This window comes from Microcoleus sp. LEGE 07076, assembly GCF_015207455.1.
In the GTDB taxonomy this organism is placed as follows: Bacteria; Cyanobacteriota; Cyanobacteriia; order Cyanobacteriales; family Microcoleaceae; genus Microcoleus.
In genome coordinates this window covers 1-13,816 of the sequence record NZ_JADEWV010000033.1, presented here as the reverse complement: position 1 = coordinate 13,816, position 13,816 = coordinate 1, and the positions used below count along the sequence as shown (strand labels likewise).

Annotated in this window: 15 protein-coding genes; 9 read left to right on the top strand and 6 right to left on the bottom strand. The window is 45.2% G+C overall.

Annotated features, from left to right (window positions below; translation table 11 throughout):
- The 3 genes from IQ270_RS08055 to IQ270_RS08045 all read left to right on the top strand — a co-directional run bounded on the left by IQ270_RS08055 (position 1) and on the right by IQ270_RS08045 (position 1,629).
- Positions 1 to 717 carry a DUF4336 domain-containing protein gene (locus IQ270_RS08055; RefSeq protein WP_193972712.1) on the top strand — a complete coding sequence of 239 codons (717 nt, stop codon included), beginning with the start codon at positions 1 to 3 and terminating at the stop codon, positions 715 to 717.
- A 132-nt stretch (positions 718 to 849) separates the two neighbouring features.
- Positions 850 to 1,056, top strand: coding sequence for a hypothetical protein (locus tag IQ270_RS08050; protein ID WP_193972711.1), 207 nt, complete (start codon positions 850 to 852; stop codon positions 1,054 to 1,056).
- A gap of 282 nt (positions 1,057 to 1,338) precedes the next feature.
- Positions 1,339 to 1,629 (top strand): putative quinol monooxygenase, encoded by a 291-nt coding sequence (locus IQ270_RS08045; protein ID WP_228056162.1) that lies wholly within the window; start codon positions 1,339 to 1,341, stop codon positions 1,627 to 1,629.
- A 285-nt stretch (positions 1,630 to 1,914) separates the two neighbouring features.
- Here IQ270_RS08045 and IQ270_RS08040 read toward each other — a convergent pair whose 3' ends face one another.
- Positions 1,915 to 3,588, bottom strand: coding sequence for a SulP family inorganic anion transporter (locus IQ270_RS08040; protein ID WP_193972742.1), 1,674 nt, complete (start codon positions 3,586 to 3,588; stop codon positions 1,915 to 1,917).
- 339 nt (positions 3,589 to 3,927) lie between these two features.
- On the opposite strand from IQ270_RS08040, the gene IQ270_RS08035 reads away from it, so the two are divergent.
- Together IQ270_RS08035 and IQ270_RS08030 are read left to right on the top strand one after the other, a co-directional pair.
- The gene (locus tag IQ270_RS08035) at positions 3,928 to 4,158 is read left to right on the top strand and encodes a hypothetical protein (RefSeq protein WP_228056161.1); all 231 of its coding nucleotides are present in this window, start codon (positions 3,928 to 3,930) and stop codon (positions 4,156 to 4,158) included.
- A 355-nt stretch (positions 4,159 to 4,513) separates the two neighbouring features.
- Complete coding sequence (locus IQ270_RS08030) at positions 4,514 to 5,020, top strand: DinB family protein (RefSeq protein ID WP_193972709.1); 507 nt, start codon at positions 4,514 to 4,516, stop codon at positions 5,018 to 5,020.
- Positions 5,021 to 5,450: 430 nt separating this feature from the next.
- Here IQ270_RS08030 and purN read toward each other — a convergent pair whose 3' ends face one another.
- Together purN and IQ270_RS08015 are read right to left on the bottom strand one after the other, a co-directional pair.
- A complete protein-coding gene (purN, locus tag IQ270_RS08020) occupies positions 5,451 to 6,185 on the bottom strand; it encodes a phosphoribosylglycinamide formyltransferase (RefSeq protein WP_193972708.1) in 735 nt (244 codons plus the stop codon).
- Between the two features lie 343 nt (positions 6,186 to 6,528).
- Complete coding sequence (locus tag IQ270_RS08015; protein ID WP_193972707.1) at positions 6,529 to 7,104, bottom strand: GNAT family N-acetyltransferase; 576 nt, start codon at positions 7,102 to 7,104, stop codon at positions 6,529 to 6,531.
- A gap of 59 nt (positions 7,105 to 7,163) precedes the next feature.
- On the opposite strand from IQ270_RS08015, the gene IQ270_RS08010 reads away from it, so the two are divergent.
- Positions 7,164 to 8,054 (top strand): carbohydrate ABC transporter permease, encoded by an 891-nt coding sequence (locus IQ270_RS08010; RefSeq protein ID WP_193972706.1) that lies wholly within the window; start codon positions 7,164 to 7,166, stop codon positions 8,052 to 8,054.
- 322 nt (positions 8,055 to 8,376) lie between these two features.
- Positions 8,377 to 8,745 carry a hypothetical protein gene (locus IQ270_RS08005; protein WP_193972705.1) on the top strand — a complete coding sequence of 123 codons (369 nt, stop codon included), beginning with the start codon at positions 8,377 to 8,379 and terminating at the stop codon, positions 8,743 to 8,745.
- 323 nt (positions 8,746 to 9,068) lie between these two features.
- Here IQ270_RS08005 and IQ270_RS08000 read toward each other — a convergent pair whose 3' ends face one another.
- Together IQ270_RS08000 and IQ270_RS07995 are read right to left on the bottom strand one after the other, a co-directional pair.
- A complete protein-coding gene (locus IQ270_RS08000; RefSeq protein ID WP_339384384.1) occupies positions 9,069 to 9,173 on the bottom strand; it encodes a photosystem I protein PsaX in 105 nt (34 codons plus the stop codon).
- Between the two features lie 168 nt (positions 9,174 to 9,341).
- Positions 9,342 to 10,316 (bottom strand): lipoyl synthase, encoded by a 975-nt coding sequence (locus tag IQ270_RS07995; protein WP_193972703.1) that lies wholly within the window; start codon positions 10,314 to 10,316, stop codon positions 9,342 to 9,344.
- A gap of 194 nt (positions 10,317 to 10,510) precedes the next feature.
- Between IQ270_RS07995 and IQ270_RS07990 the strand changes: the two genes are divergently transcribed.
- On the top strand, positions 10,511 to 11,059 hold the full coding sequence (locus IQ270_RS07990) for a response regulator (RefSeq protein WP_193972702.1): 549 nt from the start codon (positions 10,511 to 10,513) through the stop codon (positions 11,057 to 11,059).
- A gap of 271 nt (positions 11,060 to 11,330) precedes the next feature.
- Positions 11,331 to 12,422 (top strand): bifunctional heptose 7-phosphate kinase/heptose 1-phosphate adenyltransferase, encoded by a 1,092-nt coding sequence (locus tag IQ270_RS07985; RefSeq protein WP_193972701.1) that lies wholly within the window; start codon positions 11,331 to 11,333, stop codon positions 12,420 to 12,422.
- A 193-nt stretch (positions 12,423 to 12,615) separates the two neighbouring features.
- On the opposite strand, the gene IQ270_RS07980 is transcribed toward IQ270_RS07985, so the two are convergent.
- The gene (locus IQ270_RS07980; RefSeq protein WP_339384380.1) at positions 12,616 to 13,692 is read right to left on the bottom strand and encodes a CapA family protein; all 1,077 of its coding nucleotides are present in this window, start codon (positions 13,690 to 13,692) and stop codon (positions 12,616 to 12,618) included.
- Between the last annotated feature and the right edge of the window lie 124 nt (positions 13,693 to 13,816).

Genomic DNA, 13,816 nt, shown 5'->3' with positions numbered 1-13,816 from the left:
ATGCTCAGAGAAATCGATCGAGATATTTGGGTTGCCGAACAACCTTTACGGTACTTTGGACTCAGCGTTGGCACGAGAATGACAGTAATTCGGCTGGCTAATTGCGAGTTAGTCGTTATTTCTCCGATTCAAGTCAATGATACAATCGTCAGTCAGCTTGGCGAACTGGGAACCGTTAGCCACATCATAGCGCCCAACCTGTATCACTATTTGTTTGCGGCCAATTTCAAAAAGCTCTACCCAAACGCGAAATTCTGGGCTGCACCGGGTTTGGAAGCTAAAAAAACAGATTTGTCGATCGATCTAACCATCAAGGGTGAAGCAAATAGTTTATGGAAGGGGCTGGAATATGTATTTTTTGACGGATTTAGAACACTTAGTTTAAGCGGTTTTGATTCACTCAATGAATGTGTATTTTTTCATGCTGCCAGCCACACTCTGATTTTAACCGACACAGCCTTTCACTTTGATGATAGTTTCCCAATCATCACACAATTTGCGAGCCAAGTGATTGGCGGATATAAAAAATTGAGTCCATCGCTCCTGGAGCGAATTGCGACAAAGGATAAACAAAAAGTGAGAGAATCAGTTAAGAAGGTTTTAGGTTGGGACTTTGAGCGAGTGATTGTCGCTCACGGCAGCATCATCGAGTCTCAGGGAAAGCAAAAGTTTAAAGAGGGATACGAGCAGTTTTTAGGTAGCTCTGTGAATGTTTGAAATTAGAGGAAAATAGGTTTTATGGCTGTGCAGGATGTCTCGATCGTTCATGAAATAGACTCGGCAGTTGAAACCGCGTTTACTTTTTTCATGTTAGATTAATCGAATAAACACGATAGGGATTTTTAGACTATGACTTTCAGTGATGTAGTTGAGGCTATAAAAATTCTTTCCGCTGATGAGAAGCAGGAAATTCAACTATTTTTGAAACAATATCTCCGTGAAGAACGCCGTGAGGAGATATCTGAGAATTTTAAGTCGGCGCAAGTCGAAAAACAAAAAGGTTTGCTGAAATTTTATGCCAACATCAATGAACTGAGACAACTGATAGAGGAGTAATCATCGAAGTCAGTTTCAGTTCTTAATTTAAACGTGCTTTCAAAAAGCGTATTAAAGGCAATGCAGATTTAGAGGCAAGGTTTTGGCAAAAATTAGAGCAGTTCACGATAGATAGATTTGATCCGACTTTGAAAACTCACAAACTGTCGGGGAAACTTAATGATTTTTGGAGTTTTACCGTAGATTATGACGAAAGGGTGCTATTCTACTTTACGGAAGATGGTAAAACTGTGTTTGTAGATATTGGTAGTCACGATCAAGTGTATTGAGAGGAAAATAGGTTTGATTAGTATACAATATGTCTTAATTATTCATGAAGTAGAAAATTATGAAGCTTGGCAAAAAGTATTTCACAATGCTGAGAACCTGCGAAAAGAAGCTGGCGAGAGATCGTATCAAGTATTGAAATATGAAAATGAACCCAACAAAATTGTTCATTTCAGTGGCTGGACATCAATAGCAGATGCCAGGGCATTTTTTGAATCTCCGAGACTGGTAAAAATTAGAGAAGAAGCGGGAGTAAAAGCTCCTGAGTTTATATATTTAAAGCTATTAGAGTCAGGAGTATTGTGAAACAATTCACAATTTTCTGATAATATTAGCTCCCTACTAATTGTGACAATTGCGTCCAAAAATTTAGTCCTGGAGGCATAAATACCAAAGAAACCGAATTTTTTACTGATCTTAAAGGCTGCGAGCCAATATTATCGTAAAAAACCCGGTTTTTGACAACCAGTAGCTAGGTCTTGTTACACCAAATCCGAGTTTGCTATCCCCTTTATCTTCTGACTCTTCTCTTCGCGCTATGAGCGTCTTCGCGGTTCGATCGTAAAAGAGGTATGTTACCCGAAGTTGGTATTAAACTGGCACTTCCGAGAGGGCAAATTTGCTGTCAGCCACCGCGACGGCTTGTTGCAAAGCTGTGGTACGATCGCCCAAAATACGATCGGGCGAGATCAGATCCAACAATCCCAACTTTTGCAAGCGCTGCTGAATTTTGGCACTCGCACCGACGATGTAAACCTGCAAACCCTTATCGCAAGCATCGCGAATCGCATTTTCGATCGCCAGCGAAGCAGTCACGCCCAGCATCGGCACCTCAGTCAAATCCATCACCAAAGCATCCGCATCCTTCATAGCATTGTGTTCGCGGGCGATCGCCTTCGACAAACCAAAAATCATCGGGCCGCTCAAACAGAACAGCAACACGCGCCCCCTGCCCCGATCCAAGAGTTGCTTGTCTTCCTCGCCGAGGAGGACATCATCATCCGTATCGGAAATCAGCTTCACTCCCGCAGCCTGCAAATTGCTCAACCGTTCGATCGTCAGAATATTAGCAATAAACACGCCCACACCCACAGCCACAATCAGATCCACAAACACTGTCAAAAACATCACCCCGTACATGATTGCGGAACCCTTGACAGACACTTTGTGCGATCGCTTCAAGAAACTCCAGTCAAGAATATCAATCCCCACCTTCAGCGCAATTCCCGCCAACACCGCCATCGGAATCGGTTCAGTTAACTGCGCCGCCCCCAAAACCACCACCAACAAAACCAAGGCCCGAGTTATACCCGACAGCGCCGAAGTCGCGCCTGTTTGGATATTCACCACAGTTCCCATCGTCGCCCCGGCACCCGGCAAGCCACCGCAGATTCCCGATATGATGTTGCCAATCCCTTGACCGATCAACTCCTTGTCCGACTTGTGTTCCGTCCGCGTCAGACTGTCCGCCACCACCGCCGTCAGCAAGGTATCGATACAGCCCAGCATCGCCAGCATCACCGCATCCACCAACATCAGGGTGAGTTGATCTGCAGAAAAAGTCGGAAATTGCAGAGGGGGGAATCCTACGGGAATTTCCCCAATCCGGCGAATCTCCGCGTTTTGAAAGACAGTCATGGAAACTATCGTGCCGATAATCAGCGCCACCAATTGCGGCGGCACCAATTTCTTTACTTGTTTGGGCATCAGGAAAATGATCGCCACCGTCAAGACACCCAGAATTGCTTCCGGCGGATTCACGTTGGCTACCAACTGCGGAATTGCTAAAAAAGTCCCCAAAACTCCACCTTTGGGCGCGGGTTGACCCAGAAAAGGTGCTATTTGCAGAATAATCAGAATCACGCCAATTCCCGACATAAAGCCGGAAATCACGCTGTAGGGCATCAGGGTGACGTATTTTCCTAGCCTGAAAACACCAAAGATGATTTGAAACAGGCCCGCCAGCATCACCACGGTAAACGACATCGCCAGTCCTTGTTCGGGATTGCTGGCGGTGAGGGAGGCGACGATCGCAGTCATCACCACAGTCATCGGCCCAGTGGGCTCGGAAATTAGTGTTGGGGTACCGCCAAACAGCGCTGCAAAGAAGCCAACGCAAATGGCACCGTACAGCCCCCCGATCGGTCCGATCCCGGACGCGACACCGAAGGCCAGGGCCAGGGGCAGCGAGACGATCGCAGCAGTGACACCGCCGAAGATGTCGCCCCTGAGATTGTTAAAACGAATTTGATTAGTAATTGACATTAGTAAATCAGTAAGATTGGACAATGCTGAATTGAAAGATGCACCAATTGCACACCCAAATTTTTGCCTGGTTAATGGCATTACGGATAGCAAAAATACGCCAGACTCAAGAAATATCCTGCGATCGCGCCTCAAAAAGCTCAGGCTCTGGTAAATAGTTAATTTTTCCTTATTTTTTAATGTACGGTAAAACGTGCCCCGATCGACGTTTTTCTGGAATTTAATTTTTTTTTCAATCCGGGAGGCAAAAACCGGGTTGACTGGCAAAAATACTTAGTTTGAGTAATTTTTAGCGCTCTATCTCGATCCAAAAACCCGATTGCTGCTGTTGTATTTCGGATGCGATCGCCTCTACACCGTCGTTACAGATTTGCGCTACCCGATCGCCAGCCTGGTGTTGGGAGCGATCGAAATCAGTACGACAAAACTTTTTATACTGACGATTTCAGGGAAGGGATCGAGAATGTTGCAAGTTTTTCCACCGTTTTTGGGCCGGAAATTTCATTTTTTTTTTATCGCCAGATGCGTCCTAAAAATGCCGTAAATGAATTTACTATTTTTTTCAAATAACGCATTTTTATCAACTCATAAAAAAACAAAAAGCGCTTTAGTTATTATTTATATAAACTTTTAAGTGGCAATCTTAGCGAGTGTTTGTCCCTCGTAGCAGCACGATCTAGCATCAGAAAGTGTACCAACTTACAGCAAATTCCATGTAGCTCCAGTACCCCCTCCTAGCCGGGCTTCTCCAACACCCATCAGTTATCCGGCGATAACTTTCAAGAAACCCGGTTAGGAGGGCATAGTTCATAAACCTGGAATACGCTGTCAAGAGATATAAAAGCAAATTTTAGGTTTGGTAAATATTTACAATTACTTATTTGTATAATGTAAGTGGTTAAAACTAGGCGGTTAAGTTTTGAGTATGTACGACGGTAGCTACTACCAGCTAATGGCAGAGTACAATTGCTGGATGAACCAAAAGATATATTCTGTCTGCTCGGCAATTCCTGACGAACAACGCAAACAGGATATGGGTGCCTTTTTCAAGTCTATTCACGGCACTTTGAATCACTTACTGTATGGTGACAAAGCATGGATGGGTCGTTTCACTCTCCACCCATTTTCGGGAACCGTTATCGGTCAAGAACTGTATGCTGATTTTGAGGTTTTGAGAGCTGAACGCGAGACAACAGATATGCAAATTATAGAATGGTCGAGACACCTTAATTCTGACTGGTTGAGTCAACCATTTGAGTACACAAGCAATGTAGACGGTAAATGCCGCGTGCTACCGACTTGGGTTCTGGTGACACATATGTTCAATCATCAAACTCACCATAGAGGACAAATTACCGCACTGCTCAAACAACTTGGCTGCGACCCCGGCGTTACAGATATTCCGTGGCTACCGGCGATATCATTGGGATAATTTATTCTCGCAAAAAAGACTCGGCGGTTGAAACCGCGTCTACACAAACAATGTCCGCCGGACGCCGACTAAGGATCGCGAATTAAATAATTTACACATAATTGTGGGATGGGCTCTCCCGCCCATCCCACAAGAACAATAAAAATGGTAAGTTATTTAATTCTCATTCCTTAGTTCGATCGCATCCACGAAATCACCTAACCTTGCTCAGAGTAAACTATTGTGCTCAGGGCCCGCACCGACATCTAAAATAGGTGCTTTTTCCGGTTCGCCCAATTCGGCGCTGGCGGCGATGACTTTGGCATCCCGATGGCTGCCGAATCAAGGTTCGGGGCGAATTATTCCACCAGCTATGATATTTCTCGGCCAGAGATGTTCCGGTGATTCGCTGACGGACAATTTGGGTACAGATGCCGCGCTGGTGAGGTTGTTAGTCACAATGTTTTTGATGGGATTCGGCAATCAGGGCGATCGCACCTACCATAATCAGGTGCTCTTGCACCTGAATTCTCGCGTGCAGAGTTTCTGCCGTATCGTCAGGCAATACCGGCACCGCAGCCTGCATTAAAATCGGCCCGCTGTCTACTTCCAAACGGGCGATATGCACCGTACATCCGGTGATTTTAACCTTGGCTGCGAGTGCTTGCTCGACGGCTCGAATTCCTGGGAAACTCGGCAGCAAGCTGGGGTGAATGTTAATAATTTTGTCGGGAAAAGCATCTAGCAAAACTTTAGTAACAATTCGCATCCAACCCGCCATCACTACCCATTCTACATCATATTCTTGGAAAGTTTTAACAATTTTTGTATCTAATTCTTCGCGGCTTTTGCAGTCGCGGTGATTGAGCAAAATCGAGGGAATGCGGTATTTTTCAGCTCGGGCGGCAGCTTTGGCTTCGGGATTGTTGTAAATTAATACTGGGATTTGAACATTAAGTTGCCCCTGTTGGATCGATCGGGCAATTACCTCGAAGTTGCTGCCGCTACCCGAAGCTAAAACTCCTATTTTTAAGGGAGGATGAGCCGGAGCGATCCTCTTCGTTGGCGTAGCCCCCGTAGGGGTGGGCTTTCCTTCGGATCGCTTCGCTAACGCTAACGAACTTTTGCTAATCTCAGGAGAAATCAGGCTAGCAGTGGAATTCATAGATAGTGGGTTAGTTGTCATAAGGCTAAAAAGTATTCACTTATATTTTAGAATAGGGTCATTAGATTTGAGATTTGAGATTTGAGATTTTGGATTGATTCCACAGCTCAATCCGGGGGCTTGAGGATTTGAGATTTGAGATTTTGGATTGATTCCACGGATAAATCACGTGGCGGGTATCACCTTTGAAATTCTCGGTGAATTAAGTCGGCACAAATATTTATCGTTGGAATCGGGCAGGAGGCTTGACGCAGGAGGCTTGAGGGAAAGCGTGTGATTTACACTTCATTAACACAGTGCTGTTGATTTGCGCCTTTCTACTTAAAGGGTATTGTGTGCAATGCACGGCATACATTTAGGAGTGCTAATCTGGTCGATCGGCAAAAAAATCATCTTTGAGAATCGAATAAATTTTTAGATCCCAGTATTCGCCTTTGACAAATATCTTCTGTCGCAATATTCCTTCCAACTGCATCCCCACTTTTTCCATTACCCGCGCCGAACCAATATTACTAACTTTACATTTAGCCTCAATTCTATTCAACAGCATTTCCCGAAAGCCGAATTCCATCATTGCATTGACAGCCTCGCTCATATATCCTTGATTCCAATATTTGCTAGAAATAGCGTATCCCATTTCGGCGCGGTTGTGTGTCATACTCCATTCCACAAATCCGCAAGTACCGATAAATTTATTGTCGGCTTTGGAGACAAGTCCCCAATCCACAAGCTCTCGTCTTTTGTACATTTTTGTCAGCGATTTGAGGAAATATTTAGTGTCCTCGATCGAGGTGTGAGTTGACCACATTGTGTATTCCGACACTTCGGGACTAGAAGCATACTCAAACATATCGCTAGCATCGTTTAAACTAATTTTTCTGAGCAGCAGTCTCTCAGTTTCTATAGTGGGTAAATTGGCTAATATATCGAGAAGATTCATTTTGACATTCACCTATATTGTGATATCATTTAAAACTAAAAGCTAAAATTTACAAGTCAATGGTTAGGATTAAATTTGGGAGTTTTAACTGGTTGGACAATGAGTCGATCGCAGCTTGGACTTTCCTAACGCCGGCTTTGCTGTTTTTGGGTACTTTTTTGATTGGGCCGATCGCCTATTTATTTTACCTCAGCTTTACCAGCGGCAGCTTTACCCAGTCGGGAGTGCGTTTAATTGGTTTGAACAACTACTCGCGTCTCCTCACTAACCCGGATTTTTGGCAAATTATCCAAAACACGATCTATTTTACTACCGCCACAGTCATTCCCAGTTTAGTAATTCCTTTGGGTTTAGCAGTGTTGCTAAATCGCTCGTTTGCTTGGCGGGGCGCTCTCCGCACCGCTTATTTCGTCCCTTCGATTACCTCTTTAGTTGCGGTTGGCTTGGGTTGGCGGTGGTTGTTTCAAACCGAAGGCCCGGTGAATGATATGTTAATGGCGATCGGTCTAAATCCAATTCCGTGGCTTAGCAGCACAGTTTGGGCAATGCCAGTCATAATTTTGCTGAGTGTTTGGAAACAATTAGGCTTTAATCTGGTAGTATTTTTAGCAGGATTGCAAGCAATCCCCATAAATCGTTACGAAGCGGCAGAATTGGACGGAGCCAATGCTTGGCAACAATTTTTGTACATCACTTTACCAGGCTTGCGGCCGACTTTAATATTTGCTACGGTGACTACAGCTATTTTTACCCTGCGGAGTTTCGAGCAAGTTTACGTCATCACCGGCGGTGGCCCTTTGAACTCTACTAACTTGCTAGTTTATTATATTTACGAGCAAGCTTTTTCGCAATTTGATTTTGGTTATGCAGCCGCTGCGGCAACTTTCCTAATGGCTGTAGCTTTGATATTGGTTTATGTGCAACTAAAATTTTGGGGTGAAGATGCTTAAAACTTCAGTTTTTGCAATGTAAATTTTCGTAAATTAAGATTCTTCCGGTTCGCCCTCTCGGACTTAAGTCCTCTGAATGTGAATTTTAGTCGATCGAGACTCTTTGTCCGATGCGGAAAACATTAAAATAGCTACGTTCCTGTTTCGCATAAAACTGACATCTTGCACTATTGTCAATCAGCCTTTTATGGACGGGCAGGATGCCCATCCCACAACAAATTGAGAATGGTGCAACATTTCAGATAAAACACACTTCTGATAGAGACCCAAAATATCGGCGATTTGTTATCCTATACCTGGTATAATTTAAACTATTCAAGCTATGCCGAATTTTTTTCGCCATCGCGCCATAAAAATCTGTGTTGTGTGTCTTGCTTGCGCGTTAGCAATTGCTGTTTTACCCAGTTTTACGCCAGCTCAATCGACTGTTCAATTAGAGTTTCGTATTACTCAATTAGAAAGTCAAATTACCGAACTCAGAGGACAAATCTACAGTTTGCAGTCTCAAGGTTCTCGAGTTAACCGGTCTGAGTCTCGAAACAGTCCGAGTTCTGGGCGCGCAAATCCTAGAATGCTGTCGGGAGACCCGATGTTTGACAATTTAGCAACTTTGGCAATTGAAACTAAGCAGGATGTGCTCAAAATCAAAGAGCGGTTATCTAAGTTAGAATCTGCGAGAAATCGCTCTTGAAGTTATTAGTCAGTTGGCAGTTGGTAGGAAAGCAGTTGTCAGCAGTAATTAGTCGTTAGTCAGCAGTCATTAGTCATTAGGGAATTGTTAGCTGTTGACAGTTGACAGTTGACTGTTGACTGTTAACTACTGCTTTCGGGCCAACCACCAACTTTCCTGTCAACTGTCAAAAGGAAGAGGGAAGAAGTCAGCAGTCATTAGTTAAAAGGATGAAGTCATATTCTCCCCAACTTAAAACTCAAAACTCTCCCCCTCTCCCTCTTTCTCAGTCTCCGACGTTGAGGTCGAAAACAGCAGGGGCTGCTAACAGTCAAATTACAGAACTATTGAATGATATGGAAATAATAGCCTGCCACGAGAAAGTTGATACCTAACAGCAATAGAAACCACCCTGCGCGAAAGGTGTAAGGGAATTTGCCCGTTTTCATCACGGAGTCGGATTTTAATTGGTTCTTCGCTATCTCTGCCATAGGTAAAGCTCCTAATTCATAATGTCACTCTATTCACAAATAGCAGAGAGCGTCGCACATGAGCACACTCTTAGAGTGTTATTTTTTGTAACTAGGAGTTTCTACCCGGTTGAATTGAGATTGCTTTCAATCGCTTTCTCCGGCGTGGTATGAACTGCGGACGAGAGGCCCCGATCGCACGCGCTCAAACCCCATCTCTCGGGCGATCGACCCAAAACGGTCAAATTCGGCTGGCGTCCAGTATTTACGCACTGGGAGGTGTTCTAGAGATGGTCTCATGTATTGCCCGAGGGTGAGCCGATCGCACTTGGCATCCCGCAAATCGGCCATCGCTTCAACAATCTCGGCGGAGGTTTCCCCGTGCCCCAACATCAAACCGGATTTGGTGGGAATAGTTGGGTCAAATTGCTTGACAATCCGCAGAACGCCGATCGAGCGATCGTACTTAGCCCCCCTCCGCACCGGCCCTTGCAACCGCCGCACCGTCTCAATATTGTGGTTGTAACAAGCCGGTTTTGCCTCCACCACCGTCCGAATCCGCTCTCGCTGCAACTCATCGAGGTCGGAATTCTGTCCGCCGGGGAAGGGCGCGGGGGCATCGCCCCTACCGATTCCCCCCCAAAAATCCGGAGTCAGTACCTCAACTTCAGTATCCGGGTTCAAGAGGCGGATTTGGGCGATCGTCCTTGCAAACCAACCCGCACCGCCATCGGGCAAATCGTCCCTCGCCACCGCAGTCAGCACCGCATAGCGCAAGCCCAAAAGACTTATTGCTTCCGCCACCTTTTGCGGTTCCTCCGGATCGAGGGGCATCGGAGAATGACCTTTATCTACTTGACAAAAAGCACAAGCGCGGGTGCAAGTCGGCCCCATCAACAAAAAAGTCGCCGTTTTTTGGGCGTAGCACTCGCCCCGGTTGGGACATCTGCCCTCCTCACAAATGGTGTGAATTTGCCGCTGTTTAATAATTTTCTGGACTGGGGAAAGTTCGCTAGCTTTGCCAATTGGCCGTCGCAGCCATTCCGGAATCAGCTCGATTTCACCCCGCATTTGGGCGGCAGTTGCTTTGACAGTATGAGTTTGAGGAGTCTGGGGCGACATAAAATTCAAGGGCGATCGAGTTAATGCCTTAGATCCTATCCGAAATCAAAGTCCCTGAACTTGTAGGAATATAACCCCAAATCAAAATCGCGCGATCGTTGCAGCAAAACTATATTGCCCAGAGTTCTGGGTAGAATTCTGTTAGGGATATACTAAAGGATGCGAATCATCACTCATTACTGAAGGAGTCAGTCGTGGCTGGTCAAAAAATCTTGGTAATCGATGACAGTAAAGTCATCCGAGTTCGAGTCCGAGAGATGTTGCCCCAAGGTAACTTTGAAGTTCTAGAAGCAAAAGACGGCGAAGAGGGACTCAAACTGATCCGTCAAGCCCGCCCGAATCTAATTATGTTAGATTTCCTGCTGCCCAAAGTCAGCGGTTGGGAAGTGTATCAAAAAGTGCAAGCCCATGCCGAACTTTCCAAGATACCTTTGGTGATCATGTCGGGGCGCGAAGAAGAGGTGATGGAAAAAATTCCCAAACCCTTCGAGAAGCATTTTTTTGCATTCATCGCCAAACCCTTTGAGAAGAAGCAGCTAACCGAGGCGATCAAATCGGCAATGGTACTGGCCAAAAAGAAACCAGTGCCCGAAGCCGCAGCCGCCGCTGCACCCAGTTCCGGAGCCGGCGGTGCCGACATTCAGGCGATGATTCAGAAAATGGCGAAAATGCAAGCGGAAATTGATGCACTCAAAAAACAAATGAGTCAGGTGATTACAATCATCAAGCAGAAATTGAAATAATTATGCTGTTTTTTGAAGCCGCTTATGTAGGAGGAAACTTCTACAGCGTGAAACTTTGTCTTGAGTCTTGATGCAATTATTTGCCAAGTTGGTTGAGCGAGTGCGATCGCCTGCAGCCTGCAATAAATTTATCAAAATCAAAGCGAGACAGTCAATGAAAAGTTAAAAATCAAATCAGGGAGGAAATCAATTATTAATCTTTATTAGGATTTTTAACTGCCGCTCGTCCCCTGCTCAACTATCAACTCCTCAGTCTCATTTTTTTTGGTTAATGACTAACGACTATTCCGATTTTTTGCCTCAACTGCGTGCCTCAACTGAGCAATTATTGAAAAGATTAGACTGCTTCGATCGAGCGCAGGTATTAGCGATCGGAGATTTGACCTTGGACGAGTTTCTTACCGGACAAGTAGAGCGAATTTCCCGCGAAGCACCTGTGTTGATTTTGCGCTACGAAAATACTCGGCAACTGCCAGGAGGTGGCGCAAATGCTGTCTACAATTTGGCCAAACTGGGAGGCAAAGTCAAAGTTGCTGGTTTGGTGGGAAAAGACGACCAGGGAAAGGCTTTGTGCGGTATTTTTGAGGCTGCGGGAATTGATACGGGTGGGATTTTCATTGATTCGCAGCGTCCAACTGTCACCAAAACTCGAATTTCCGGGCACGCGCGACAGTCAGTGACTCAGCAAATTGTCCGAGTCGATCGCAAATCTGACGAGTTGCCGGATGTAGACTTGCAATTGCAATTAGCAGACTACATCGGGCAACAAATCCCGACAGTAGATGCCGTCGTTTGTTCCGACTACGGCGACGGAGTTTTGACCAATTTGGCGATCGAATCGGCAGTAGTTCCCGGCAAAACAATAGTAGACGCTCAAACAGATTTGCAGCGATATTCTGGAGCAATGCTATTTACTCCCAACTTGCCCGAAGCCGAACAAGCAGTCGGATACGCTATCAATAACCCTCAAACTTTAATGCAAGCAGGACGCGATTTGTTGAACCTAACTCAGGCTCAAAAAATCCTGATTACTCGCGGCGAAGAAGGGATGAGTTTGTTTGAAAAAGCCAAGGGCGAAGCCATCAAAAATTCACCCCCTCCAACATCCACTTGTGAAAACGGGGAATTTGCCATTCAAAGCTGGGATATTCCCCCTTTTAACAAGACTGATGTATTCGATGTAACCGGTGCTGGAGATACAGTTGTAGCAGCAATGACTTTAGCTTTATGCGTCGGTGCATCCGGTTGGGAAGCGGCAGTTTTGGGCAATTTAGCGGCTAGCATTGTCGTGCGTCAATTCGGTACTGCAACGACGACAGCAGACGAAATGAAAGAAGCTTTGAAAGCAATGAGTTTTGATTAGTTGTTAGTTGTTAGTTGTTAGTTGTTAGTTGTTAGTTGTTAGTTGTTAGTTGTTAGTTGTTATTTGTTATTTGTTATTTGTTAGTTGGCAACATTCATTAGTTAACAGCCAGCAGTTAACAGGCAACAGTTAACAGTTAACAGCCAACAGTCAACAGTCAACAGTCAACAGTCAACTGCCAACTGCCAACTGACTACTTACTCTTCTTCAAAATTTGTCCCTTGTCATCAATAGTTAAACCAGTGTTGGGAAAATCGCTATGAGTCAAACGGCGAATCAAGCCTACACTCCTAAAATCCTTATCGACAGACGGAATACCTTTGCTGTCAAGTTCGACGGGGATAATCTTACCAGAAACAAAATCCCCTTGCGGATTCATTTTTACATCCAAAATCAGAGATTGACCGAGTGCTCCCGCTGTGGACAAAGTGCGATAACCCATAAAATTGCCCAGGGAATAAGCAATCAATTTCCCCTTGTAAAGTTCCAAAGCTCTGGTAACGTGCGGGCCGTGTCCTAAAATCAAATCTGCTCCGGCATCAATCATCGTCCGCGAAAACAAAACCATATTTCCCCGGTTTTCTCCGTAAAAGAACTCGGTTTTATTTCTGACATTCTGAGCTCCGGTTCCTTCAGCTCCAGCATGAACTGATATCACTACAATATCAGCTTTTTGCTTCGCTTTTTTGACAACTTCTGCCCCTGCTTTTAGTTCCAGCAAGGAATTGTGGACTTCGCCGTAGTTGCTGAAGCCGATAAAAGCAACATTCACGCCCTTGACATTTTGATAAACAATTTGATCTCTTTTCCCAACGGCTTTCATGCCGTTGCTTTCGATGTTTTTAATCGTGTCCTTAAATCCCTGCTCGTTAAAATCGTAAGAGTGATTGTTGGCAACATTCAAAATATTAAAACCGACATTTTTGAAGATTTTGGCATAACTTGGAGGAGTCCGAAAGGCAAACAGCATTCGTCCGCCGACTCCTTTGGAACTGTAAGGGTAATCGGTCATCGTGCTTTCAAAATTGCCAAACAGAATGTCGGCTCCTTGAAGGTACGGTTTTACCGAATCAAATAAACGGTCTTTATTTGGCGGCAGTTTGTTGTAGGGAAAATTGGTGCCGGGGATGATGTCGCCAACTGCTTTGATGCTGACAGTTGCGGGGAGATTGGCGGGTTTTTGTGCGGCTGGGGAGGGCGGTTTTGGAGCTGGCTCTTGTTTGGCTGCGGGTGCTGGTGCTGGTGTCGATTCCCTGGGGGATAGCTGCACTTGGCGCACTTTGGTACCGCAGGCTTTGATGCGAGAGAGTTAGTGGTGGGGGTGCTTGAGGTTTTGTAAAATTGAGAACGGAAAACAAAGCCGGATATCGGCACGAGAATCAGACTTAGAGTAC

What these genes read in the sequence shown, in the direction of transcription:
- IQ270_RS08050 (WP_193972711.1), top strand. Translation starts at nt 850, where the DNA reads ATGACTTTCAGTGATGTAGTTGAGGCTATAAAAATTCTTTCCGCTGAT.
- IQ270_RS08015 (WP_193972707.1), bottom strand. Translation starts at nt 7,104, where the DNA reads ATGAATCTTCTCGATATATTAGCCAATTTACCCACTATAGAAACTGAG.
- IQ270_RS08030 (WP_193972709.1), top strand. Translation starts at nt 4,514, where the DNA reads ATGTACGACGGTAGCTACTACCAGCTAATGGCAGAGTACAATTGCTGG.
- IQ270_RS08055 (WP_193972712.1), top strand. Translation starts at nt 1, where the DNA reads ATGCTCAGAGAAATCGATCGAGATATTTGGGTTGCCGAACAACCTTTA.
- IQ270_RS07985 (WP_193972701.1), top strand. Translation starts at nt 11,331, where the DNA reads ATGACTAACGACTATTCCGATTTTTTGCCTCAACTGCGTGCCTCAACT.
- IQ270_RS08005 (WP_193972705.1), top strand. Translation starts at nt 8,377, where the DNA reads ATGCCGAATTTTTTTCGCCATCGCGCCATAAAAATCTGTGTTGTGTGT.
- IQ270_RS08040 (WP_193972742.1), bottom strand. Translation starts at nt 3,588, where the DNA reads ATGTCAATTACTAATCAAATTCGTTTTAACAATCTCAGGGGCGACATC.
- IQ270_RS07995 (WP_193972703.1), bottom strand. Translation starts at nt 10,316, where the DNA reads ATGTCGCCCCAGACTCCTCAAACTCATACTGTCAAAGCAACTGCCGCC.
- IQ270_RS08010 (WP_193972706.1), top strand. Translation starts at nt 7,164, where the DNA reads ATGGTTAGGATTAAATTTGGGAGTTTTAACTGGTTGGACAATGAGTCG.
- purN (WP_193972708.1), bottom strand. Translation starts at nt 6,185, where the DNA reads ATGACAACTAACCCACTATCTATGAATTCCACTGCTAGCCTGATTTCT.
- IQ270_RS08035 (WP_228056161.1), top strand. Translation starts at nt 3,928, where the DNA reads ATGCGATCGCCTCTACACCGTCGTTACAGATTTGCGCTACCCGATCGC.
- IQ270_RS08000 (WP_339384384.1), bottom strand. Translation starts at nt 9,173, where the DNA reads ATGAAAACGGGCAAATTCCCTTACACCTTTCGCGCAGGGTGGTTTCTA.